Here is a 23,939-nt window from a genome sequence, read left to right on the forward strand (position 1 = left end):
TCGGGTGTGTTGCCCTGGGTCCTGGACACTGCGGATAGATCAGGCGCAAAGCAGCTGATCTGCGGCCTGGCTGCAAGGCCCTTGCCCGCCCACCATCGCGGGACACGCCGTGAATCCATCCCTGGAGGCTCTTATGCTGCATCCCTGCCGCATAAGGTCCCGCAACGGTGAGCGGGCAAGGACCCGTCGAGATGGTCGGTGTGCATGGTCAAGAGAAGATCATGACGCGTGCTGTTCGGATAATGGAGCGCCCGACAAACGTCTCCCATCGCAAGCCAACCAACCGGCGGGCGTTCAACAAAGCCACCTGCAACCTTCCTGGCGCGGTGCCCTCACCGCTTGCGGGACCCTTGGCGGCATGGATGCCGCCAACGAGCCTCAATGGACGGATTCACGGCGTGTCCCGCAAGCGGTGAGGGCACCGCGCGCTCGACTTACACGGCTGTTACCCGTCTCCACTAAACGACGCCGAAATTCGAGCTCGATCGACTCACGCAGCTCTCCGCAAGCAGCAAGACAAGCGCGTGCTCGAGCAAGTCCGCTGTTGAGCAGTCGTTTTGTCAGATGCGCTAAGAGTGGCTAACAAAACGTAGCCAGCAGTCGTCAGGTGGGTGTGGACGGCGCGCTCAGAACCGGAGTGTACGAGTGGTACATGCCGCACCGAGCACCGGCCGCGCCCGCCTGGCGGCTGCACAGTCGTGCAGGTAGCTGCTCTAAGACGGTTCGGCAGGAAACGGCGTCGTGCTCGCCAGCGCACGATACTCGCGCGGCGTCATACCCACCGCTTGCTTGAACTGTCGCGCAAACGCGCTCTGATCGCTGAAGCCGCAGGCATGGCCGATTTCGGTCAGGCTCTTTTTTCCGTGCAGTAAATGCATGGCCATCTGCAAACGCAACTTGGCCAGCACCTGCTGCGGGGTTAGCTGGAATACCTTGCGGAACGAGCGTTGCAGCTTGGACATCGAAAACCCGGTGATCTCCACCAATGCCTGCATGCGCACGTTTTGCGCGTAATTGGCGTTGAGGTACGCCAGCGCAAGCCTGAGTTTTTCGTACTGCGATTCGTGTCCGTCCTGCGGGCCGAGATCGCGCGAGATACCGATGATGCCCTGTACCTTGCCGTCGACCAGCAGCGGACGTTTGCAGGTGAGGCACCAGCCCGGCTCGCGGTTGGCGAACAGATGCAGTTCCAGCAGGTTGTCGATCACCTCACCCGCCAGCACCTGTTCGTCCTGATTGGCGTAGTTGGCGCCAAGACCGCTCGGGTAGACCTCGGCGACACGCTTGCCGATCAGTTCCTTGCGCGATTTCAGGCCCAGGCGCCGCAGCATGGTCTGGTTGACGTGGGTGTAGCGACCCTCGCGGTCCTTGACGAAAAACAGCACGTCCGGCACGGCATCGAACAACGCTTCCAGATCGGCAGGGTCGATGCTCTTCATGCGAGAGGATTCATGCAGTGCGAGGGACTCGGGGCCAGGAGAGGCGCAGCGGTGCAGTGACGCATCAGCGTCTGCACACACCACCGGTGCGCAACGTCATGATACGCCGCGCCTGTCGCTCGGTTTGCAGGCGCTCAGCGCGGCTGTTCGGCCACGGTGGCGGTGACTGCAGCCCGGCCGTCCTTGGGAGCGTCGATGGAAGCACTGGTGGCGCCCATGCGATCGGCCGGCGTGCGCCGCGCTGCCCAGGTCTGCACCACTGCCGCACCCGATTGCGACCCCACCTGTACGCGCAGACGCGCACCGGCTGTGGGCGCCACGAATTCGATTTCGCAATCGCCTGCGGCCATGCAGCTGTCCGCTGCCAGCGGGTCGACCGGCTGCCAGCCCTGCTCGGCAATCGCCTGCGAAAACGCGCGATAGCTCATGCCCGGCTTGAGGGTCGCCGGCAACGGCACCAGCAGCTCGCTATTGGCGGCGTCTGTCGCGCTGGCAGTCACAGGCGCAGTGGCCACCGGCGCACGTGCAGGCACAGCCGCCGTGGGCCGCGGTGCGGCGCTCCAGGCAGGGCTGAAAATGAGGGCAAGCCCTAGCAAGGCCGGGCGGACGAACGTGCGCATGCAAAAGATCCTTGCGATCCTGGCAGGGATTGGGAAAGTTAAAGAAGCGCTATTTTGACACGTCGACATGACGCCCGGGCGATGATGCCGGCGCCCGATCAGCCGCCATTTCATCGCCGGTTATCCAACGGCACACCGCAAGCGCACTCGACTACGTGGTTATCGGCGGCACACTGTGTTACTTGAGCGAGCGCGACAACAACGCGCATTTCCAGCTGGCTTGCGCAACACCATGCGTCTCCGCGCGATGTGCAGTTGCCGAATCTTCGATCGCCCTCAGCACTCGCCTGCTGCCGACCGAAGAACGCGACGCAAAAAAAAAACGGCACGCCGCTGCAAGGCGGCGTGCCGTTTTTTCTAATGCATTACTGCCCGATATGCTGCTTCAACCAGCCGTTGACGGTGTCGTGCCACAGGATGCTGTTGTCCGGCTTGAGCACCCAGTGGTTCTCGTCAGGGAAGTACAGGAACTTGGAATCGATGCCCTTGCGCTGCAGTGCGGTGAAGGCAGCCAGGCCTTGTTCGACCGGGATGCGGAAGTCCTGCTGGCCATGGATCACCAGCATCGGCACCTTCCACTTGTCTACGTGCAGCACCGGGTTGAACTTCTCGTAGCCGGCCGGGTTCTGCCATGGCGTGCCGCCGTTTTCCCACTCGGAAAACCACAACTCTTCGGTGGCGTAGCCCATGGTGCGGTTGTCGAATACGCCGTCGTGATCGACCAGGCACTTCCACGGGTGGTTCCCGTCTTTATCAAGCCACGTCCCTGCCATCCAATAGACCATGTAGCCGCCATAGCTGGCACCTAGCGCACAGGCCTTGTCGCCGTTGAGGAAGCCGTACTGCTTCTGCGCGGCAGTCCAGCCTTTTTGCAAGTCTTCCAGCGGGCGGTCGCCCCAATGCTGGCTGATCGCATCGGTAAATTCCTGGCCGTAACCGGTGGAGCCGTGGAAGTCGATCATCACCACCGCATAGCCCTGGCCGGCGTAGGTCTGTGGGTTCCAGCGGTTGCTCCAGCCATTGCCGAAGCTGCCCTGCGGGCCGCCGTGGATCAGGAACGCCACCGGGTAGGTCTTGCCTTCCTGATAGTTGTACGGCTTGACCACATAGCCGTGCACGGTGTCGTTGTTCCAGCCCTTGAACTGGAACTGCTCGTAATCGCCAAACTGCACGTCGGGCAATTGCTCGCCAGCGGTCTGGGTGATGGCACGCAGGTTCTGGCCCTGCACATCGCTGACGAAGATCTGATCGCCGCTCTTGAGCGAGTTGCGGGTAAACGCCAGCGTGCTGCCAGCCAGCGTCGGTGCATGCACGCTGCCCTCGCCCACCAGCTTGGTCGCGTCGCCACTGGCGATGTCGATCTTGAACAGCGGGTGTTCGCCCAAGTCGTCGGCACTGGTGTAGATGCTGCCGCCGTTATCGCCCAGCACGATTTCGCCGGCCGAGCGATCCCACTTCGGCGCGATCTCGCGCGTCTTGCCGCTGGCCACGTCCATCGCCATCAGGCCGAAGCGGTCGGCCTCGAAACCGGGGCGCTTCATCGCGCGGTAGTACAGCGTCTTGCCATCGGCACTAAATACCGGGCCGGCATCCCAGGCGGGGTTGGCGGCGGTCAGATTGACCGGCGCGGATTTGCCGGCCGCATCCAGGCGATACAGGTCGAAGTTGGTCTGCCACGGCTCGTCGTTGCCGGTCGGCTTGGTGGCGGCCTTGGCGTTCTTACCGGCCTCTGGGCCATGCGGTTGCGGGATACGCACGCTGGCGACCACGCTGGCACCATCGGGCGACCAGGTGTAATCGTCGTTGCCGCCGAACGGCTTGGACGGCGCATCGCCGGCCAGCGTGGCACTGATCGCCGAGGCGCCGACTACCGGTTTGGCGCCGGTTGCGGGCAGCTCGGAGACGAACAAGGTGTTGCGACGGCCATCGTTCCAGGTGTCCCAATGGCGCACGAACAGCTGGTCGTACACCACGCCGCTGGCCTTGGCATTCTTCACGCTGGCGAGCTTTTTCTTGGTGCAGTCCAGGTCAGAACCGCAGTCCTGAAACACGCCCGCACTGAAGGCGATGCGCTTGCCGTCTGGCGAGAGCTTGTAGCTGTCCAGGTCCACCGCAAACGCAGTGAGCTGCTGCGGAGTGCCGCCGGCCAGCGGCTGCGCGTACAGCTGCTGGATACCGGATTTGCTGCTGAGGAAGTACACCGTTTTGCCATCGGGCGACAGCGCCGGGCTGTTGACGTTCCAGCCTTCCGGGGTGAGCCGCTTGGGCGGCGACAAATCGCGGGTACGCAGGTTGCGCATCCACAGGCCGGTGGCAGGCTTGCCATTGGCGGTCTTGGCCTGGCGCTTGGCGAACACCACCACGCCGCCATCGGGGCTGAGCGTGGGCGAGGACACCCGATCCAGCGCGACCATGTCGCGCACATCGAAACCGCGCGCGGCGGCAAGGGTTGGCAAGGCGGCCAATAGACACAGGGGCAGCAAGGCGTGACGCAGCTTCATCGAGAGTTCCTGCAACGGCAAAACGTCGATGGTAGGCGTTGCTGCAGCGCACGCGCAAAGGCTTGCGCTTGCGCCTGCCTGCGCGGTTGCGTGGGCGTCGCCTCGTGGATGGAATTGCGCCCCTCAATACGGCGACCAGAACCTGAGGCACGTACTGTCGAACGCGGATGGCCGGCGCGTGTGGCGGCATGCCTCATGCGGCCAGCAAGGCTGATCACACCGCCCAGGTCCGCTTAAGGAATGCGCACTGTGTTGGACAGATGATTGCAACAGTGTGCCCACCGGTCGTCGCTACGCCGAGGCAAGCTTCCCATGCGGCGACAGTAGCTCAGCGTTGCTCACGTATCCGCAACGCTTGGCGTGCGGCGAATGGACGTTGCGAGGCGCCAGTCGACCTGACGCCTCGCAACGTTGACCATTCTCTACAAGGCGGGGTGTGCATGCACGACAGCACACCCTGCCCTGGCTCACCACACGACTCAGAAGCGGTGTGCCATGCCCACATACACCTGCGCGTCCGGGGTACGGTCGTTGAGCCCGAAGTTCGCACCCACGTCCAGTTGCAATAGCGGATTGATCAGATACGCCGCCGCGATATCGGCCGAATACTGTTCGATGGTCTCGGCCGGGTCGCGATTGATCGAAGACCACACTTCCACTGCCATCGATAACTTCGGCGTCAGCGGGCGGGCCAGGTTGATCGCATTGACGATGGCGACATGCTTGCCGCTGCCATCGCTGTCGGCCAGCCAATCCACCTCCGGGCCGAAGGTCAGCGAGAAACTATTGGGCAATACGAAATTGATCGGCAACGCGACGCCACCTTCCCACTCGTCGTTGCCCAGACCGGTGCGGGCGGTCGGCGCCTTGACGAACGGCAGCACCGCGACGGTGGCGGTGTCGCTTTCGTAGAAACGCGCCTTCATGCGTAGATAGATGTCGCCACCGCCGCTCAGGCTGCTGCGTGCGCCAGTGGCGCGATCGGTGGTTTTGACCTGCAGCTGCGGCGCCCAGTTGAGCTGCAGATCGATCCGGTCGCTGACGCCGTATTTGAGCGTGGGATTGGTGAACACCGAGGTTTCGATGCGTGTGCCGGGCTGGCTGTCGCGGGTGTAGCTACCGATGTCGGTTTCCAGCTGCCAGGCGCCGGTCGGCACGGTACAGGTGGAATTGGCCTTGGTCGGCCGATCGGTGCACAGCGCCGGTTCGGTGGCGTCTTGTGCCTGCGCTTGCGTCGCCAGGCCGCACAGCACGCCGGCCATGGCGATGGTCAGCAGGGGGATGCGCCGTACACGGGACGGGAAACGGGGAATAACAGTCAGCATTGCAGGAACTCCATGGCAGAGCGCTGGACCGATGACACGACAGGCCAGCAGTGAGGGAGGGGGAATGCGCGTGGAGAGGTGGATCGACTGCATGACGCTGAAACATCGGCGTCTGCTCGATCCTATCGAACTGTCGAGCTCGCCAGACAAAAAGCGACCGCAACCGCACCTTGGAAGCGGCGCAGTGTGATTGGGCTAACGTTTTTGTCGGCAGCAGCGGCGGCGCGATGGCCTAGGGCGCGGAGATCAGCGGGATCGATCGAGGCATGCGGCAGCCGTAACGCATCATCCGTGCGGGAGATGGAACGATACGGAGCGGCGGCATAAAGGCGCTATGCATGAGCGCTGGACCTGGCATAAAGCCGGCGCAAAGACGGGCTGCAGACAAGTGAAGTGCCGTCACGGACGGTCGACGGGGTCTGCAGCGGCGATGCGTGGGGATGGTGCAGATGGCAGCGGCGTGCGCTGCGGGCAGGTCGCCTTGCGCGCCTGCCAGAACGGCGCATGCATCGCATGCGCCGTGTCTGTCGCCAGGCTCAGGCCGCCTGTTCGCCGCGCTTGCCGACGCGATACAGCAGCCAGCCGACCACGGCGAGGATGGCCAGGCCAACCCACTGATTGAGCTGCAAGGCAGCTGGCAGTGCCAGCACATCGGCGCGGCTGGACAGCACGATCGGCACCGCGATGGCGATGCCCATCAGCGCTTCGCCGGTGATCAGGCCGGCGGCAAACAGCACGCCCGGACGATGCACCCGGTCGCGGCCGTCTTCGTCATCGGCGCGGATGTTGTGGAAGCGCTCGACCAGATGCGCGATCAGGCCACCGACAAAGATCGGCACCATTAGCTCCAGCGGCAGGTAGATACCGATCGCCGCGGCCAGCACCGGCACGCGGAAGCGCTTTCCGGTGGCCTTCAACCATTCGTCCAATGCGATGATCGCCGCGCCCACCACCGCTCCGATGGCGATCATGGTCCACGGCAACTGGCCGCCGAACAGGCCCTTGGCGACCGAGGCCATCAAGGTGGCCTGCGGCGCGCCCAGCGAGTTAGGGTGCTGCGGAGTGGCCGGGCCGATGCCATACGCCTGCGCCAGCAAGTTCAGTACCGGCGCCATGATCAAGGCACACGAAAACGCACCGATGCCGAGCATCAGCTGCTGCTTCCACGGCGTGGCGCCGACCAGATAACCGGCCTTGAGATCCTGCAGGTTGTCGCCGCCCACCGCTGCCGCGCAGCACACCACCGCACCGATCATGATGGCCGCCACCGCGCCCAGCGGTGCGGCGCCGATGCCCACCGGCACCAGCCCGTCCTTACCCAGCAACAGCACCAGCACCGCCGAGGCGAACAGGATGGTGGAGATGGTGATGCCCGACACCGGGTTGTTGGATGAGCCGATCAAGCCGGCCAGATACCCGGACACCGACACGAACAGAAAGCCGGCCACGATCATGATGATGGTCATCGGAATCGACACATGCCACTGCTGCACGATGGCCTGATACAGGCCAAGCAGCGGCAAGGTGCACAGCACCAGTGCCACCAGCATCCACTTCATCGGCAGATCGCGCTCGGTTTCGGCGACCACGCCGCCCCCGCTCTTGCGCGCAGCGGCAAAGCCGCTCTTGACGCCGGAAAACAGCGATTTACGCAGCGAGAACAAGGTCCACACGCCGCCGATCAGCATCGCACCGACGCCGAGGTAGCGGATCTTGGCGCCCCAGATGCCGAAGGCCGCATCGGCCGCCGGTGCACCGACCAGGCTCTGCGCCAGGGCCGGGTCCGAGCCCATGAAGAACTGCTGATACAGCGGGATGGCGATGTGCCAGGAAAGGATGGAACCGGACAACACCACGATGCCGACGTTCAAGCCGACGATGTAGCCCACGCCCAGCAATGCCGGCGACAGGTTGGTGCCCAGATACCCCACCAGGCGGCTGCTGCCCAGGTAGGTGGCCTGCGCCCAGGTGTCCGGGATCACCCGCAAGCCGCTGGCGGCAGCAAGTTTGACCAGCGCGCCGATGGCACCGGAGGCGGCCAGGATCTTCAGGCCCGGGCCGGGGTTTTCGCCGGCCTTGAGCACTTCGGCGGCTGCCTTGCCTTCGGGGAACGGCAGCGGGTCTTCGACGATCATCGAGCGCCGCAGCGGCACCGAGAACAGCACGCCCAGCAGCCCGCCCATGCCGGCGATGCCCAGCACCCACCAGTACTTGAAGTCCGGCCAGTAGCCCATGATCACCAGCGCGGGGATGGTGAAGATCACCCCGGCGGCGATCGACGAACCGGCCGAGGCACCGGTCTGGACGATGTTGTTCTCCAGAATGGTGCCGCCCCCCAACAAGCGCAGCACGCCCATCGACACCACCGCTGCCGGGATGGCCGTGGCGATGGTCAAACCGGCAAACAGGCCGAGGTAGGCGTTGGCGGCCGAAAGCACCACCGCCAGCACGATGGCCAGCACGATGGCGCGAAAGGTGAGCTGGCGCGGTTGCGCGTCTTGGCTCATTGGGCATTCCCCTGTGGGCAAAAAATCCGTACCACGCTAGCGCCTGCGCCGATGCGAGTCCAGCTGCGGCGCGGCGTGACAGTGCGGCTGCCATGGCCTGTGGTGCGACGGGTTGACCGCGGTGCGGCTCCATCGGTGCGTTTACGTCAGCATCAATGCGCTTTAAACCTCACCAAGATCGTGACGACCACGCATCCTTGTTACATCGCCGCGCACTACGGGGAACGCATCCCCGTGTTCAGTCTTTTTTGTTTGTGCTGAGTAAAGCCCATGGGCAAGCGCCATACACACACAAGAGCGGCTAACAACGCGTAGCGAACAGGCGTCAGGTGGATGTGGACGGCGCGGAGGAACCGGCGTGTACGAGGGGACCATGCCGCACCGAGCACCCGCCACGCCCGCCTGGCAGCCGCACAGTCGTTTTGTTAGCTGCTCTAAGACCGCCATGTAACCAGAGGTGCAGACCATGCAACATCCACTGACCGCCGCCCTGATGACCGGCATGCTGCTGTCGTTATCGTCAGCCGCCACCTTCGCCACACCAACCGCCGAGCACGGCGCGCAATGCCCTGACCCGGCAGAGGTGCGTTACGAGGCGGGCCGCTATCGCGCCAACGTACGACTCGGGGTGGCGTCAGGAAGCGGGGCCTGGTCCAGCACACTACAAGCCAACAATGGCAAGCCGCGGCACCTGGCCTCGGTGCTCTATTACGGCGAGTCACCCGAGACAGCGTCCAGCATGGGCGTGCTGGTCAACTGCACTTACTCCATGCGCGGCGGCAAGGAAGTGGACCTGGCGTATTTCGACAGTCGCACGCCACAGATGCAACGCAACCTGTTCGTCACCCCCAGACACCCTACGCACTGGCAACTCGATCAGCCGCCGGTAGCAGGAACAGTCCAGTTCTACACATGCACTCGGAGTGCAGAGGACTGCGCGTTCGAACCGCTGCGTCTGGAGGAATGACGCAGCGGCACGCACTGTCCAGCGTCAGTGCAGCAGTTCGGCGAATGCGCGATCGGCCTCGATGACGTCCGGCAAGGTGGCGAACAAGCCCTCCAGGTCGACGCCGTCCATCAGTGGTGCGCGCAGCGCGTCCAATGCCTGCGGAGTGGCACCGCCGTGCGCGTGCAGCGCGTCGGAAACCTGCACCGCCTGGGCCACCAGCAACGGCATCCGTGCGCCTTCGGGCGCGGCGGCCGGGCGAACCTGGTAGGCGATGGCTTCCTGGATCACCACCGGCAATTGCCAGCGACGCACCAACTCGGCGCCCACTTCCGGGTAGCCGAAGCCCAGTTGCAGGGTTTCTTCGGCGGCATGGCCGGCAGATGAGGTGTCGTGATTGATGCGACTGGCGTAATCCGGTGCGCCGGACTGGATCAGCAGTTCGCCGATGTTGTGCATCATCCCGCAGGTGAAGGCGGTTTCCGGGTCCAGGCCGTGCTGGCGCGCCAGCAGGCGGCAGATGCCGGCCACCTCGAAACTATGCCGCCAGAAGGCCTTGAGATCGAAGCCCGGGCCGGCGCGGAAGGCACCGGTCATGGCCGAGGCCAGCACCAGGGTGCGCAGCGTGTTGAAGCCCAAGCGCATCGCGGCGTCTTCCACGCTGGTGGAATCGCGCAAGCCGTGGAATCGCGCCGAATTGGCCAGGCGCAACACCTTGGCAGCGATCACCGGATCGCGCTCGATGGTGTGCGCCAGTGCATCGATATCGGTTTGCGGATCGTCGAATTGACGGATCAGGTCCTGCGCCACCTTGGGCACGGTGGGCAAGGTGTGCAACTGGTCGAACAACGCCTCCAACTTCATGATCGCCTCGTGGGTGAACGGATAAGCCAGCGCGGTTGCGCAGACCTGCATGGTGTAGCACAGACCCGTTGGCTGTCGGTGACCGAGGCCGGGCTTATTTATGCATGCGTGTGGATTTTTGCGCTTGAGGCGGCATCCCGCACGACGCCGGGCGGTGATCACGGCCGCCAGCGAACTCGACAGTGATGCGCAGGCGATTGCGCGGATGCCAGTAGGAATGCGGTTTGGCTGTGAATCATTGGGGGTGACAGGCGCGCAGCGCTGCACGGTTGTACTGCGCGCAGCTGCAGCAGGTGCATGGACATGACGCATCGTTGCATTGTCGCTGCGTGCTTGCTTCGGCAGCGCTAATGAAAGTCGCGCGATGGCAGCTGCATCTCGCCGAGCAGATCGCTGAGGTCGTACACGTCGCCGGCAATCAGATGCTCCACATCGTCCACGCGCTCCCAGCGCCCACGCACGGCGAGCAGGCGCGATTCGAGCAATGCGCGGCGTCGGCGCAGCGCCAGATGCGACCAGACGATGACGTTGATCATGCCGTGTTCGTCTTCCAGGGTGACGAAGATGGTGCCCTTGGCAGTGGCTGGGCGCTGCCGCTGAGTGACCAGCCCGGCCACATGCACGCCGCTGCCGTGGCGACGGCCCTGCAGGTCGCGCAGACCCAGGATGCGCCGTTGCTGCATCTGCGGGCGCAGCAGCGCCATCGGATGCAGGCGCAGGCTCAGGCCGACCGAGCGGTAGTCGGCCAGGATTTCTTCGCCCATCCGTGGCGCTGCGAACTCCACCGCGCGTTCTTCCGGACTGCCGGGCAGCAAGGGCCGGCGTGCTTCCACACCAGCCATCGCCCAGCGCGCGGCGTTGCGATTGCCGACCAGGCTTTGCAAGGCACCGGCTTCGGCCAAGGCCAGGCGCGCCTTTTCGTCGAGTGTCGCGCGCAGGCACAGGTCGCCGATGTCGGTGAAGGCGCGTTGCGTGCGTGCGGCGACAATCCGATTGGCCACCACTTCCGATAAGCCAGCGACCTGGCGCATGCCCAGCCGGATCGCCGGTTGTTCGCCAGGGTCTGCATCGCTGCACCAGGCCCGGCCGCCCACCAAGGTGTTGTCCCAGTCGCTGTGCAGCACGTCCACCGGCAAGACCTCCACGCGCGCGCGCTCGGGGCTGCCGCGGCGTGCGTCCTGCACGATCTGGCTGGCCGAATAAAACCCCATCGGCTGCGCATTGAGCAGCCCGCAGGCAAATGCCGCCGGTTCGTGGCGTTTGAGCCAACAGCTGGCGTAGACAAGCTTGGCGAACGAGGCGGCGTGACTCTGCGGAAACCCGTAGGAGCCGAAGCCTTTGATCTGTTCGAAGATCTGGTCGATGAAGCTGGAGGCGTAGCCTTTGCCCTGCATGCGCTCGCGCACCCGCGCGCGATGCTGTTCCATGTCGCCACCGCGTCGCCAGGCGGCCATCGATCTGCGCAGATTATCGGCTTCGCTTTCGGTGTAATCGGCCGCATGCATCAGCAGCTCCATCACCTGCTCCTGGAACAGCGGCACGCCGAGGGTCGGCTTGAGGATGTCTTCCACCTCCGGCGAGGGATAGTTGACCTCTTCGCGGCCCTGTCGCCGGCGCAGATACGGATGCACCATATCGCCCTGAATCGGCCCGGGCCGCACGATCGCCACTTCGATCACCAGGTCGTAGAACACCGCAGGCTTGAGCCGCGGCAACATCGCCATCTGCGCGCGCGATTCGATCTGGAACACGCCCACGGTGTCGGCGCGCTGGATCATCTTGTAGGTGGGCGCATCCTCGCCCGGTAGCGTGGCGATGCTGTAATCGCGCCCACGCTGCCCGCGTACCAGGTCCAGCGTCTTGCGGATGCAGGTCAGCATGCCCAGCGCCAGGCAATCGACCTTGAGCAGCTTCATGGTTTCCAGATCGTCCTTGTCCCACTGGATGATGGTGCGGTCGGCCATTGCGGCGTTTTCCACCGGCACCAGCATCGATAAAGGCTCATCGGAAATCACGAAGCCGCCGACATGCTGCGACAGATGACGCGGGTGATCGCGCAGGTGCTCGGTGACCGCAAGAATCTTGTTGATCAGCGGGTTGGCCAGATCGAAACCGGCCTCTTCGATGCGTTGTTCCATCGGCGTGTCGCCATTGCCCCAGCCATAGCAATTGGCCAGCAAGGCGATCTGATCCGGTGGCAGGCCGAACGCCTTGGCCACATCGCGCACCGCGCTCTTGCCGCGGTAGCAAATCACCGTCGCTGCCAGCGCCGCGCGTTCACGCCCGTATTTGCTGTAGACGTACTGCAGCACTTCTTCGCGGCGCTCGTGCTCGAAGTCCACGTCGATGTCCGGTGGCTCGTCGCGTTTTTCGGAGAGGAAGCGCGCCATCAGCAGACGGGTTTCGTCGGGATTGACTGCGGTGATTCCCAGCGCATAGCACACCGCCGAATTGGCCGAGGAGCCACGCCCCTGGCAAAGAATGTGCTCTGACCGCGCAAACCGCACTACATCCTGCACGGTAAGAAAAAACGCCTCGTAGTTTTTCTTGGCAATCAACGCCAATTCTTTTTCGATGTCTTCGCGCACCTTGGCCGACACTCCCTCCGGCCACCGCTCACGCATGCCGGCTTCGGTGAGCTGGCGCAGATAACTGGCGGGAGTATGGCCTTCGGGCACCAGTTCGCGCGGATAAGCGTAGTTGAGGGTGGAAATATCGAAGGTGCAGCGTGCGGCCAACGCCACCGTGGCTTGCAACAACGCACCCGGATAGATGTTGCCCAAGGCGCGCCGCGTGCGCAGGTGGCGCTCGCCATTGCGGAACAGATGCGCGCCGCACTCGGCCAGCGGGGTGGTGTGGCGGATGGCGGTCAAGGTGTCCTGCACGATGCGCTCGCGGCGCTGCGCCATGTGCACATCGCCGCTGGCCAAGGCGGTCATGCCCAGTTGCTGCGCCAACTGTTGCAAGGCAAGCAGACGCGCCGCGTCGTCCTGCTCGCGATGCAGTTCCACAGCCAGAAACGCGCGCTCGCCGAACACCTGCTGCAACCAGGCACCCTGCTCTGCCTGTGGCTGCGCGCCAGGCAACCACAGCGCAAAGACACCGGGCACAACATCGCGGAACTGCGCCTGCACCTCCGCATGCCCCAAACGATAGTCGCCCTTGCCCGCCGCGCGTCGTGCGGTGGTGATCAAGCTGCACAACTGCGGATAGCCCTGCGCATGCTCCACCAACAGCACAAAGCGGGTGCCATCGACGAGGGTGAATTCACTGCCGACGATCAGCCGCACGCCGGTGGCGCGCGCCGCTTCCAGGCCACGCACGATGCCGGCCAGCGAACATTCGTCGGTGATGGCCAGTGCGCTGTACCCGCAGTGTTGCGCACGCACGAACAACTGCTCGGCACTGGAGGCGCCACGCAAAAACGAAAAGTCCGACAGACAATGCAGCTCGGCATAGGCAGGCAGGCCATCGGCGAGCTGCGCATGGGTGATGTCGTCGTTGGCCGCGCGCAGCCGTGCTGCCACATTCCAGGCGCGCGGCATGCGCCCGCCCGGCGTGTCGCGGTCCACGCCATCGACAGCGTCATCCCAGCTCATGCGCGCATCCCTTCAAGCATCGCGCTGCCAGCGCAGCGTCTTTGCAATGCGCGGCAGATCGTTGGGTTACAGCAGCCCTTCGCGTCATGCTGCATCGGACGCTTGCGGTAGCGCTGCGATGACCCGCCAGGCATCCCACGCTGCGCTCTGGCAGTGGCATGCGCCGGATCACGCAAACCACCCATGCAGCATCCAGCCTTGGACATGGCCAGGCGCGGCAAAGACCCAGCCGCGTCGGCCGCGTGCGGTCTCCACCACGTAGTAATCGCGACGCGCCTCGTCGTCGTCCCACCAGCCGCTTTCCAGCCGCTCGGGTCCGGAGACGATGCGCAGGTGCGGATCGTGCAGAGGCACCGGCTGCGGCAGCAACCAGGTGGGGCGCGGCGGACGTGGCGGCGCTGCGGTTTCGCGTACCGCATCGCCGATGGCACGACGCCAGGCGCGTTCCGGACGCGGGTCATCGGCCGGCAGCACGCGATACACCGCCTCATCGCCCAGGCGCGCACGCAGCCGTTCGCGCAGTTGCGGCCAGTCCACCGACTGCTGCGCACGTTGGTCGAACAAGTCGCGCATCGCCGGCACGAACGGCGGCAGCTGGCGCGCCAACAGCCGCATTGCCACCACTGGCCGTGGAATTTCCACCCGCTCCAGCCGGTTGCGGGCCAGCTCGAACAACAGCGTTGGCGCACGCTCCGGTGTCAGCAGACCGATCTCGACATCGGTGGCGCCTTGTTCGTGTTCCAGACGCAGCAAAAAGCGTTGCACGCCGCCATCGCGAATGGACAGATAGGTGCACAGATCGCCGATCAACCTGCGCAGCGGAAACAGCAAGGCCGGATGGGTTTCTACCTCGTAGCCCAGCTCCACGCGTTGGTCGAAGTGGTCCGGGGGCGCGTAGTACTCCAGCGTGTCATCGGCGTTGCCGTAGAGCCGGTCCAGATGATCGAGCAGGCCCGCACCGAAGCGCCGCCGCAGCCCGTCGCGCGGCAAGCCACGTACCGCGGCGAGCGTGCGCACGCCCATATGCTGCAGGCGCTCGCCGGCATCACCGGGCAAGGCGGCACGGCGCACCGGCACCTTGTCGAGGGTGCTGTGCAAGGCCGGCAATTGGGTCACCACCATGCCATCGCGCAACCCGGCCAGCACGCGCGCCGCGCGTGGCGTGGGTGCCAGCGCAAGCCGGTGCTGGAATCCCAATGCCTGTAACTCGTCGCGCAGGCGGCGCTCGAAACGTGGCCACGGGCCGAACAAGCGAAAACTCGCGCCCGCCTCCAGCACGATGGCGCGCGACCATTGCTGGCTCACCAACGAACTGTGCCGGTACGCCCAGGCCGCAAGAAAGCGTTGCGTGCGCGCTTCGTTCTGCGCGTCGTAATCGATCGTGCGTACCTGCGCCATCAAGGCATGCGCCGCAGACAGGCGCATGCCCGGTTTCAATCCCGCAGCGGCAGCGGCGGCATTGACCGAATGCAGGCTGCGCAGCTGCGCCGGCCCCTGCACCAGCACCAGCGGCGCCTGCGGCTCTTCAAGCCGCCGCAGAACGGCGTCCAGTGCCAGCTGCGGCAATAAGATGCAGGCCCACAACATGCGCGCGCCTCAATGCGCCAGCCGCAACGGCTGCGAGGGCACTTGGCCGCCGCGGCACTTGCGCACCTGCCAGGCATCGCGCTCGGGCAGAAATTCCAGCCGCAAGGCCGCCGGCGATGCATTGATCGCGTGGCGACGATCGCGCAACGCAAACGCGCAGCAATTGCCGCTGTCGGCCGCGACCTGCAGCCGCCGCAAGGCACGCGCATCGCCGGTCTGCGGCCAGCCCAACACCGCCGCGCAGGCGCCGCTGCGCAGGCATTGTTCGAACGCCCACAAGGCGTCGCGCGGCTCGGCCTGCACCACTTCCAGATGCTCCAGCACCACCCCGCCCGCCTGCCAGGCCGGCGCATACGGAATGAAGGGCGGCGCCACCAGCACCACCCGGCTGCTGGCGCCGGTCATCCGCGCCAGCGTGGGCAACAACAAGGCGATCTCGCCGATGCCATGTGCGGGCAACAGCAACTCGGTAAGCGCCCGCCGCGGCCAGCCGCCATCGGGCAGCAGCGCATCCAATGCAGCATGCCCGGTGGATTCGCCGCCATTGGCCGTGGCGGTGCCGTGGCCTGCACGCCATACCGTGCGCGCGGCCAGCAAGGCATCCAGCGGCATGGCCAGCGCGGCATTGCCGTGGTGTCGCAGCTGCACGGGCTCGCTCATCTCAACCCTGCCGGATCAGGCCGCAGTACAGTCCTTCGATCGCGAAGTCGGCGTCGGCCGCCACCACGATCGGCGCATGCGCGCGGTTGCGCGGCAGCAGCCGGATGCGCTCGGCGCCGCGCTCCAGGCGTTTGATGGTGATTTCGCCATCCACCCGCGCCACCACGATCTGCCCATCGCGCGCATCGTTGCTGCGATGCACGCCGACCAGGTCGCCATCCAGGATGCCGTCGTCGATCATCGAATCGCCCTGCACTTGCAGCAGGTAATCCGGACGCAGCGAAAACAGCGTGCGGTCCAGCCACAGCTGCCGCTCCAGCCCGATATCCGCCCCGATCGGCACACCGGCCGCCACCCGACCCAGCACCGGCAAGGCCAGCAAGGCATCGCGCCCGGCCCCGCCTGGCACGCGGATGCCGCGCTTCTGGTTGGGCAGCAATTCGATCAACCCGGCCTCGGCCAGTGCCTGCACGTGCTTTTGCGCGGCATTGCGCGAGGCAAAGCCGAACGCCTGCGCAATCTCGGCCAGGCTGGGCGACACGCCGGCCTGGGCCCGCTGCTGCAGGAAGGCCAGCACCGCAGCACGTTTGGGGGACAAGGGCGTCATGGAGAACAAGGACTGTGCGGGACAAGGTGTATATTTGTACACTTATCGGTCGCAGCAGGCGAGATTGGCTGGTGCAGGTTGCTGAGCCGCTCAGCACGGCTGCTTGCGAGCGTACGATCAAGGAGTTATAACTTACGTAATAACGCGAAAGGGCTGCCATGAAACTCAAGATCACTGCCATCGGCAACTCCGCCGGCGTCATCCTGCCCAAGGATCTGCTTGCGCGTTTGCGTCTGGGCAAAGGCGACGAGCTGTATGCGCTGGAAACGCCCGACGGCATCAAGCTGACCGCCTTCGACCCCACCCTGGCCGCGCAAATGGAAGTGGCCGAGCAAGTGATGCGCGAGGATCGTCAGGTGCTCAACAAGCTGGCCAAATGAACACGCGCATGGTCGTGTGGATCACGCGCGGACTTGCCTCGGCCATCCATGAGCGTCAATTGAGCGAACACGGCGGCGCTGCTGGCGTGCGCGACGAGGCATTACTGGATTCGGCACTGGCACGTCCGCAACAGCTATTTTCCTACGGCGATCCCCCACCGGACCTGGTGGAGTTGACCGCAAGCCTGGCCTATGGGCTGGCGCGCAATCACCCCTTCGTCGATGGCAACAAGCGCACTGCCCATGTCTGCTATCGCGTGTTCCTGATGCTCAATGGTGCCGAGCTCATGGCGTCGCAGGAAGAGAAGTATGTCGCCATGATGGGATTAGCAGATGGCGCGTGGAGCGAAGCCGAATTTGCTCACTGGTTGCGCCCACGTGTGCGCTTGCGTGCGGACACGCAGGTGCATGAGCCGCAGGGTCAGTACGGTTGATGCGTTGTCGGCGCCATGCGGGTCGCATGCGATGGGTGTACTGACCTTCCCTACAGCTGCGACGTTTTGCATGCACAACTGTATCTCTCTACACAACGACAGCGACGCCGCGACCCATCGCCTGCGGCATCGCTTGGCAGCTTGCGCATCGTGGCCATCCATGGCCGTGCATCGCTAAGTTGCAACTGCGTGATGTCTGCCTGACAACGCGCCGAAGAGCGGCTCAAAAAACGTAGCGAGCAGTCGCCAGGTGGGCGTGGACAGCGCGCTCAGAAGCGGGGTGTACGCGTGGTACATGCCGCACCAAGCACCGGCCGCGCCCGCCTGGCGGTGAGCACAGTCGTTCTGTTGGCGACTCAATCCTTCGCATACACCACACCCAACTGATCGATCTCGTCGCCGGCACGGCCGGTGAAACCGGCGATGTGCCAGCCGTTGGGAGCGGTCAGCGTATAGCGCTCGCTGCTCGGGGTGCCCACCTGTACGCTGCGGCCGGTGTTGGTGCGCAGGCTCAGCGAAAACACGCGGGTGCTGTCGTTGTACTTGCCCACACTGAAGGTGGCCGAAGACAGCGTTTCGTTGGCACCCAGCGACAAGGTCGTTGCCTGCCCGCCACTGCCGCCATGCGCCAGCAGTTTGCCGCTGTCCAGGATCACACCCACGCCATCCAGGCGCTCACCGCCGCGCAAGGTCACGCCACTGAGTCGGCGAGCGCCGGGATTGCCGGCCAGGTCGTTGAACGGAATGCCATGCGGGCCACCGAACTGGTCGCTGGTGCGCAGTTGATCGCCCACCGCCCAACCGAACTGCGTATACACCGGATAATGATCGGACAAGGGCTTGCCGGCGCTGTCATAGAAGCCGCCAGCATCGAGCTGATAGCGATTGGCCACCAGGGTCAGTTGCGGTGCATCGCGGTACAACATCTTGTCGACCACCTCGCAGCTATTGGTGGGCGGCGTGCCGCAGAGCAGCGGCGTGGCGCCGGCCGCCGGTGCGCTGCCCTTGATCAATTCCACCCACGCATCGGTGAGCCCATTGGAGGCGATCAGCTCGCGGATGTTGTCGTCGCTGCGGGTGTAGCGCGTGTTGGAATCCATCATCACCAACAACGCGTTACCGGCCGACCAGGTCTGGATGAACTGCGAGAGCTGGCCGATATTGGCGCGACGTGCGGACAGATCGCCCGCTTCGACACCGGCATTGGGGTGCGCGTTGTAGACGTCCAGCAACACGCCATCGGCCAGGCGGACGCGCATGTAACTGAAACCTTTCGGGGTCAGGCAGTCGGTGCCGTTGCACTGCTTCCACTTGACCCGCGTGAAGTCGCTGAAGGGATAGTTGCTGAGCGTATTGAGCCCATCGCCCAACGCGGCGCCACCACTGGTGGCGGTGCGATACGGATGCGCATCGCCGGCGTACAGCGCGGCATGGTAGTTGAAGTCTTCCTGCACATGGACCAGGCCGTAAGGCGCCAGTTTTGGTGCCAGCAGTGCGGTGTTGGTGGCCGGCGTTCCGCTGGACAGCCCTTCGGGCAGACCGGCGACGTTGTAGGTCAGCACGTCGAGCACGCCGACGGTTGTTTGTGCCCGGGCAGTGCTGGCGCAGGCAAGGCTTAGAGCGATTCCGAGACTGACGAGTGTGCCTAAATGCTGGAGCATGGATCACCTCTTGCAGAAAGGAAAAAACCGCTGGCACGGCGGCCAGAAAAGCGGCGTCCACGACGCCGATGCGACCACGTGCGACGGCCATCGGCCGGCGCACGCAGCGTCATTCGCTCAGGTACTGCGGGTCGATCGCCGCGTCGATCAATGTCGCCAAGGTCGGTAGCGGGCAGTCGTACTCCGGCGTGGCATTGCTGCAGCCGGGAATGAAGACCGGCGAAGACGGCGGTGGCGCCTGCGCTGTGAGCGCGCGGCGTTCGCGCAGTTGCGCCAGGGTCTGCGCGGTGTAGCGCACGCGGATCACGCGTTGCCCGTCGGCACGCCGCCAACGCTCAAGCACCAACGCACCACCGGGCACGGTCTGGTCGGGCTGATACCCCGGCAGCTGCCAATGCAGATCGAACATGCCGGCCAGCAAGGTCAGCGTGCCGTCGTGACCGGACAGCACCACCAGCCGTGCATCCCCACCCATCGGCGTGGCGAGCGCGGTATTGGCGTGTGCACCGCGATTGGGATCGCTGCCTTGCTGCAAGGTTGCCAGCAGCCGCGCCGCCAATGGCGAACTGGCCATACGCGCCACCGTCGGCGCACGCAGGCGCAACGCGAACTCGGCCTGATGCGGCGCAAATGCGCGCAGCAGGCTGGCTTCGTCCAGGCCTTGCCAGCCCAGTGCGGCAAAGTCCTGGCCGTCGGCCCAGCCCATCAACAGGCTCTCGCTGATGCCCGATGCGGCCGGTGCCGGACCTTCGACTTCGGCGATGCCGTCATGTGCATCGCCCATGCGTGCGGGCACTGCATCCAGGCGTCGCTTGCCCGCACCGGCCTGCGCCGGGCACGGCCGTTGCGCGCACTGCAACAGCAGTTGTTGCAAGGTGTCGATCGCATCGTGCTGGGCCGCATTCCAGCCCGCGACATCGCCGCCGATACGGCCGGCGATGGCAGCGCGCATCACGTCGGCGGCAGCGGGTTGGCGCAACGCCGGCGTGCCATCGAACAACGGATCGGACGCGCCATCGGCAACGTGGTGCACCGTGTTCGTGCACCCCGGCGTGAGCGTGCTTGCCAGCGCCTGTGCCGAGGCGATGGTGCGCTGGGTGCGATTTGCCCAGTAATACACGCTGTCGCAGCCATCGCCATCGAACAGGCCGAGCGGTGCGTAATGCGCGCGATAGTAGCTACCGAACAATGCTTCCAGACGTGCGCCGTTCTCGGTCAGGTGACCGGCCGGCACGCCGAAGCGTGGCCAGGGACGTGCGGAATAACGGCCCAATGCTTCCGGGCTGGACATCGCCGCACGCACGCCGTGGCGTTTGAGGATGACGACTTTTTCAAGCGTGTCCGGCACTGCGGCGGCATGCACGGTTCCTAGTGGAACCAGCGCAGCAACGACAGCAGCAAAAAATCCGAAACACAGACGCGGTAGCGATGACATGCATTCGATCTCGATCGTGGCGCGCCCCGTATGACGCGATAGGGCGTGGCGTGCAGTGGCAACCACGCCACCGCGGGCGCCGTTGCTGGTGCAGAGGACGTCTTGCTGGAAGGCGCCCGGTTGTGGCCTCAGTCGTTGCCGGCAACGCTGGATCGGCGATCGGAACGGCTGCGCCACCAGGCGGCTGCAGCATGTGGCGCTGCACCCGTGCCAGATCGAGCGCAGCGTCCTCAGCCCACTCATCCATGCTCACCGGCTTGCCCTGGCCCCACTCAAAAACGCGCGCGCACCCCCAACGACCAGGTGCGGCCGTAGTCGGTATAGCCACCGAACAGGTGATCGCCGACAAACTGGCGCTGCACTTCGCCGGTGAGGTTGATCGCATTGACGAACACCGACAGCGTGTCGTTGACCTTGTAAGCCACGTTGGCATCCAGGCTGCCGAACTTGTCGCTGTTGAGCGTGGCCACATTGGCGGTGCCGACGGCATTGAGAATCTCGTCGCTCCAGCTGTAACTGACACGCGCCATCAACGGGCCTTTCTCGTAGAACAGCACGGCGTTGTAGGTATTCTTGGCCACGCCTTCCAGGCTGTCGGTAAAGCTGCCGCTACCGTCGTGATAGGTCGCCTTGCTGTCGGTCCAGGTGTAGTTGAGCTGCATGCCCAGGCCATCCAGCGGCGACGGCAAGCCGGTAAACACCTGCTGATACGCCACCTCTGCACCCTGCACCATCGCCTTGCTGCCGTTGGTCTTGGACGACAGCAGGTAGGTCTGGCCCTGGTAGACCAGGTTGGACATCTGGGTCTGGATGAAGCTGGAAATATCCTTGTAGAACAGCCCCCCGGTCAGCGCCGAGGTTCCATCGATATACCACTCGAAGGTCAGGTCGTACTGCCATGCTTCGAACGGCTGCAGCGCGGGATTGCCGCCACTGGCGGTGAGGATTTCGCCACTGGAATTGAAAGTGAGTTTGGACGACAGGTCGGTGAGATCCGGGCGTGTGATCACCTTCGCTGCGGAGGTGCGCAACACCATGTCATCGCGCACGTCCCAGGCCGCGTTGAACGACGGCAGCACGTTGGTATAGCTGCGCTCGAAATGCACTGGCTGGGCCGTGCCGTTGACATCGGCATGACCATCGGTGGCCTGCTCGGTGCGCACCACGCGCGCACCGAAGTTGCCGCGCAGCTCGCGGCCGGCCAGATCGGTGCCGAAATCGGTCATGGCGTAGGCCGAAGCGATCTTTTCCTGCACCTCATAGGAATTCTGCAGATCCGCGCTGTTGGGCGTATTGCGCAGATCGGCGCTGGTGGGCCAATTGCCCCAGAACGCGGACTCGACCGGTGCCAGCCACTGCCGCGGCAGGTTGCCGTTGGCGTCGGCCAGCATGTCGCTCACCGGCAGCGCGGTGAAGTTGCTGGCCGGGAAGCGCACCCCGGCGATGCTGTTGAGCAGCAGGTCGGCACGGTCGTAGGTGCGTGAGCGCTCCCGATATTTGGCGCCTACCTTGATGTCGCGGAAGACGCTGCCGTCGAGCGTACGCTTGGCATCGAACTGCAGTGCGTCTTCCTTGTCGCGCGCATCGATCTGCCGCCATTCCAGGCGGCGTCCTGCCACGGTGGCCGGATTGGTGGGATCGAAGCCGTTGGTGAAGCTCCAATCGGGCACGTTATCGCCGTCGGCTTGCGGCATGTCCACGCGCATCGACAAGTTGGTGCCGCTGCGCAGGCGTGTGCGTCGGATCGGGTCCGAATCGTAGCTGTGCGCCTGCGAGTGGAAGGCCACCGCGCCCAGCGTCCATTGGTCGCCGCTCCAGGTGCTGGACAGGCGCGCACTGCGATTGTCGTCGGTGATGCCGGAGGTCTCGCGCGAAATCTGCACCTGGCCATTGCGGTAATCGAAGCCGGTGATGCCGCCGTTTTCAACGCGCAGATTGCTCATCCTGGACAGGTTGTCGAAGCCGACACCCATGCTGTATTCGTCGTAATGCACCGTCTGCTTGGCGTAGAGCAGATCCAGCGTGGTTTCCCATTGCGCGCTGGGCTTCCATTGCAGCGACGCCGCAACGCCGGTGCGTTCGCGCTCTTCCAGTTCCAGCGTCGGGCGCAGACCGGTCGGCACGTAATTGGCACCAGGCACGCCCGGCACACCGCTGCGGTAGTAGTCCCAGCTCACCTCGTTGACGCGGTCCTGGCGCAGCGTACGTTGCGCATAGGCGCCAGAGATCAGCATGCCGAAGGTGCCTTCGGCATTGACCCAGTTGAACAGGCCGGACACGCGCGGATCGTTGGCATGGGTGCGTTGCGCCTGGCTCGATTCCAGCGACACATTGGCCAGCGTCTTGCCCAGTTCCAATGGGCGGAACGTGCGCACATTGACGATGCCGCCGATGGCGCCTTCATCCAGATCCGCGGTGGGGCTCTTGATCACGTCCAACCCGGATACCAGTTCGGCCGGCAGCGTGTCGTAGCGAAACTGCCGCCCGGTCTGGCCGGAGGTGCGCACGTTTTCGTTGACCGCCATGGTCTGGCCGTTGAGCGTGGTGACCTGAAAGTTCGGGCCCAGGCCGCGTACGCGCACGTACACGCCTTCGCCGCGGTCACGCACGATCGACACGCCAGGCACCCGCTGCAGCGCTTCGGCCACGTTTTGTGCCGGCAACTTGCCGATGTCCTCTGCCGCAATCACATCCACCACGCTGTCGGCATAGCGCTTCTGCCGCAACGCGGCGCTGAGGCTGCCGGCATAACTGCCGAGTACCTGGATGCTGTCCAGCTCCTGCACCGGTGCGCCTGCGCGTGGTACTGGCGCGTTCGCCACTGCCGCCGACGTCGGGGACACCTGCGGCTGCGCGCCAGGCGCGTCCTGGGCTGTTTCGATGGTCACCGTGGTCGGATTGAGATAGCGATAGCGCAGGCCGGTACCGGCAAGTAATTGCTGCAAGGCCTGCTCCGGCGCGATGCCGGCAGTGGTGGCACGGGTCTGCGGGTTGCCGGCAACGCCTGCGGCATACACGAATTGCAGGCCGGTCTGACGCGACAAGGCATTGAGTGCACGTGCCAACGGCTGGGCGGGAATCGCATCGACCGACACGGCCACCGGCGTGGTCTGGGCACCGGCAGTACCGGCATGCAACGCGAGAGCAATCGAAAGAACCAACGTACGACGCATCGTGGAATCCAGTAGGGGAGGAAGCAATGCGCAGCGCCACGCACAGGCGGGAATGCTGCGTTGTACCCGGACTACGAGGGACGACAGCGACGATCGGGCACCGGTTTTTGATGAATTTTCTGTGACACGTGCGTGGTGGCAGCGCGCATGCACGCAAGTGCACGACGCTGAGTGAGCGATACGGGTGCATCTGCGCGTGTG

The 23,939-nt window shown here is 64.8% G+C and carries 16 protein-coding genes and 3 other RNA genes; 3 read left to right on the forward strand and 16 right to left on the reverse strand.

Translation table 11 applies throughout. The features are described 5' to 3' along the window. Window positions 1–577 precede the first annotated feature (577 nt). The 7 genes from ABQZ00_RS14330 to ABQZ00_RS14360 form a co-directional block, all read right to left on the reverse strand. Window positions 578–654, reverse strand: a non-coding RNA gene (locus tag ABQZ00_RS14330) — sX9 sRNA. 59 nt (window positions 655–713) lie between these two features. Next, window positions 714–1,439 carry a PAS domain-containing protein gene (locus ABQZ00_RS14335; RefSeq protein ID WP_311239934.1) on the reverse strand — a complete coding sequence of 242 codons (726 nt, stop codon included), beginning with the start codon at window positions 1,437–1,439 and terminating at the stop codon, window positions 714–716. Window positions 1,440–1,573: 134 nt separating this feature from the next. Further along, complete coding sequence (locus ABQZ00_RS14340; RefSeq protein ID WP_115527293.1) at window positions 1,574–2,059, reverse strand: hypothetical protein; 486 nt, start codon at window positions 2,057–2,059, stop codon at window positions 1,574–1,576. A gap of 365 nt (window positions 2,060–2,424) precedes the next feature. Beyond that, window positions 2,425–4,560 carry a S9 family peptidase gene (locus tag ABQZ00_RS14345; RefSeq protein ID WP_323537989.1) on the reverse strand — a complete coding sequence of 712 codons (2,136 nt, stop codon included), beginning with the start codon at window positions 4,558–4,560 and terminating at the stop codon, window positions 2,425–2,427. A 479-nt stretch (window positions 4,561–5,039) separates the two neighbouring features. Further along, window positions 5,040–5,873, reverse strand: a complete 834-nt coding sequence (locus ABQZ00_RS14350; protein ID WP_428849001.1) for a transporter — start codon at window positions 5,871–5,873, stop codon at window positions 5,040–5,042. A gap of 548 nt (window positions 5,874–6,421) precedes the next feature. After that, entirely contained in the window at window positions 6,422–8,392 is a 1,971-nt protein-coding gene (locus tag ABQZ00_RS14355; protein WP_323515790.1) for an OPT family oligopeptide transporter, read from the reverse strand. 299 nt (window positions 8,393–8,691) lie between these two features. Further along, window positions 8,692–8,767: non-coding RNA, sX9 sRNA (locus ABQZ00_RS14360), on the reverse strand. Window positions 8,768–8,858: 91 nt separating this feature from the next. On the opposite strand from ABQZ00_RS14360, the gene ABQZ00_RS14365 reads away from it, so the two are divergent. After that, window positions 8,859–9,359, forward strand: coding sequence for a DUF3757 domain-containing protein (locus tag ABQZ00_RS14365; RefSeq protein WP_323537988.1), 501 nt, complete (start codon window positions 8,859–8,861; stop codon window positions 9,357–9,359). Window positions 9,360–9,383: 24 nt separating this feature from the next. Here the strand turns inward: ABQZ00_RS14365 and ABQZ00_RS14370 are convergent, their stop codons facing one another. The 5 genes from ABQZ00_RS14370 to lexA form a co-directional block, all read right to left on the reverse strand. Then, the gene (locus ABQZ00_RS14370) at window positions 9,384–10,202 is read right to left on the reverse strand and encodes an HDOD domain-containing protein (RefSeq protein WP_055846276.1); all 819 of its coding nucleotides are present in this window, start codon (window positions 10,200–10,202) and stop codon (window positions 9,384–9,386) included. Between the two features lie 347 nt (window positions 10,203–10,549). Continuing rightward, window positions 10,550–13,801 carry an error-prone DNA polymerase gene (locus ABQZ00_RS14375; protein WP_323537987.1) on the reverse strand — a complete coding sequence of 1,084 codons (3,252 nt, stop codon included), beginning with the start codon at window positions 13,799–13,801 and terminating at the stop codon, window positions 10,550–10,552. A 168-nt stretch (window positions 13,802–13,969) separates the two neighbouring features. Beyond that, window positions 13,970–15,388 carry a Y-family DNA polymerase gene (locus ABQZ00_RS14380; RefSeq protein WP_323537986.1) on the reverse strand — a complete coding sequence of 473 codons (1,419 nt, stop codon included), beginning with the start codon at window positions 15,386–15,388 and terminating at the stop codon, window positions 13,970–13,972. 9 nt (window positions 15,389–15,397) lie between these two features. Further along, on the reverse strand, window positions 15,398–16,048 hold the full coding sequence (gene imuA, locus ABQZ00_RS14385) for a translesion DNA synthesis-associated protein ImuA (protein WP_323523238.1): 651 nt from the start codon (window positions 16,046–16,048) through the stop codon (window positions 15,398–15,400). A 1-nt stretch (window position 16,049) separates the two neighbouring features. Continuing rightward, on the reverse strand, window positions 16,050–16,655 hold the full coding sequence (gene lexA / locus ABQZ00_RS14390; RefSeq protein ID WP_323537985.1) for a transcriptional repressor LexA: 606 nt from the start codon (window positions 16,653–16,655) through the stop codon (window positions 16,050–16,052). Between the two features lie 158 nt (window positions 16,656–16,813). On the opposite strand from lexA, the gene ABQZ00_RS14395 reads away from it, so the two are divergent. Both ABQZ00_RS14395 and ABQZ00_RS14400 read left to right on the forward strand, forming a co-directional pair. Continuing rightward, on the forward strand, window positions 16,814–17,035 hold the full coding sequence (locus ABQZ00_RS14395) for an AbrB/MazE/SpoVT family DNA-binding domain-containing protein (protein WP_055845667.1): 222 nt from the start codon (window positions 16,814–16,816) through the stop codon (window positions 17,033–17,035). 8 nt (window positions 17,036–17,043) lie between these two features. After that, window positions 17,044–17,469: a type II toxin-antitoxin system death-on-curing family toxin gene (locus ABQZ00_RS14400; protein ID WP_055846280.1), complete on the forward strand. Its 426-nt coding sequence runs from the start codon at window positions 17,044–17,046 to the stop codon at window positions 17,467–17,469. A gap of 220 nt (window positions 17,470–17,689) precedes the next feature. Here ABQZ00_RS14400 and ABQZ00_RS14405 read toward each other — a convergent pair. From ABQZ00_RS14405 to ABQZ00_RS14420, 4 genes are all read right to left on the reverse strand, one after another. Further along, window positions 17,690–17,766: non-coding RNA, sX9 sRNA (locus tag ABQZ00_RS14405), on the reverse strand. 59 nt (window positions 17,767–17,825) lie between these two features. Further along, window positions 17,826–19,130, reverse strand: a complete 1,305-nt coding sequence (locus ABQZ00_RS14410; RefSeq protein WP_323537984.1) for a jacalin-like lectin — start codon at window positions 19,128–19,130, stop codon at window positions 17,826–17,828. 109 nt (window positions 19,131–19,239) lie between these two features. Next, window positions 19,240–20,565 (reverse strand): histidine-type phosphatase, encoded by a 1,326-nt coding sequence (locus ABQZ00_RS14415; RefSeq protein WP_323537983.1) that lies wholly within the window; start codon window positions 20,563–20,565, stop codon window positions 19,240–19,242. Between the two features lie 272 nt (window positions 20,566–20,837). Next, complete coding sequence (locus tag ABQZ00_RS14420) at window positions 20,838–23,738, reverse strand: TonB-dependent receptor (protein ID WP_323537982.1); 2,901 nt, start codon at window positions 23,736–23,738, stop codon at window positions 20,838–20,840. Window positions 23,739–23,939: the final 201 nt, after the last annotated feature.

The organism is Xanthomonas sp. WHRI 10204, from assembly GCF_040202875.1.
GTDB lineage: Bacteria > Pseudomonadota > Gammaproteobacteria > Xanthomonadales > Xanthomonadaceae > Xanthomonas.

Bases quoted from the DNA above. Each gene is read 5' to 3' on its own strand.
- ABQZ00_RS14345 (WP_323537989.1), bottom strand. From the start codon at position 4,560: ATGAAGCTGCGTCACGCCTTGCTGCCCCTGTGTCTATTGGCCGCCTTG.
- ABQZ00_RS14355 (WP_323515790.1), bottom strand. From the start codon at position 8,392: ATGAGCCAAGACGCGCAACCGCGCCAGCTCACCTTTCGCGCCATCGTG.
- ABQZ00_RS14400 (WP_055846280.1), top strand. From the start codon at position 17,044: ATGGTCGTGTGGATCACGCGCGGACTTGCCTCGGCCATCCATGAGCGT.
- ABQZ00_RS14340 (WP_115527293.1), bottom strand. From the start codon at position 2,059: ATGCGCACGTTCGTCCGCCCGGCCTTGCTAGGGCTTGCCCTCATTTTC.
- ABQZ00_RS14420 (WP_323537982.1), bottom strand. From the start codon at position 23,738: ATGCGTCGTACGTTGGTTCTTTCGATTGCTCTCGCGTTGCATGCCGGT.
- ABQZ00_RS14365 (WP_323537988.1), top strand. From the start codon at position 8,859: ATGCAACATCCACTGACCGCCGCCCTGATGACCGGCATGCTGCTGTCG.
- ABQZ00_RS14380 (WP_323537986.1), bottom strand. From the start codon at position 15,388: ATGTTGTGGGCCTGCATCTTATTGCCGCAGCTGGCACTGGACGCCGTT.
- ABQZ00_RS14395 (WP_055845667.1), top strand. From the start codon at position 16,814: ATGAAACTCAAGATCACTGCCATCGGCAACTCCGCCGGCGTCATCCTG.
- ABQZ00_RS14370 (WP_055846276.1), bottom strand. From the start codon at position 10,202: ATGAAGTTGGAGGCGTTGTTCGACCAGTTGCACACCTTGCCCACCGTG.
- ABQZ00_RS14410 (WP_323537984.1), bottom strand. From the start codon at position 19,130: ATGCTCCAGCATTTAGGCACACTCGTCAGTCTCGGAATCGCTCTAAGC.
- imuA (WP_323523238.1), bottom strand. From the start codon at position 16,048: ATGAGCGAGCCCGTGCAGCTGCGACACCACGGCAATGCCGCGCTGGCC.
- ABQZ00_RS14335 (WP_311239934.1), bottom strand. From the start codon at position 1,439: ATGAAGAGCATCGACCCTGCCGATCTGGAAGCGTTGTTCGATGCCGTG.
- ABQZ00_RS14415 (WP_323537983.1), bottom strand. From the start codon at position 20,565: ATGTCATCGCTACCGCGTCTGTGTTTCGGATTTTTTGCTGCTGTCGTT.
- ABQZ00_RS14375 (WP_323537987.1), bottom strand. From the start codon at position 13,801: ATGAGCTGGGATGACGCTGTCGATGGCGTGGACCGCGACACGCCGGGC.
- lexA (WP_323537985.1), bottom strand. From the start codon at position 16,655: ATGACGCCCTTGTCCCCCAAACGTGCTGCGGTGCTGGCCTTCCTGCAG.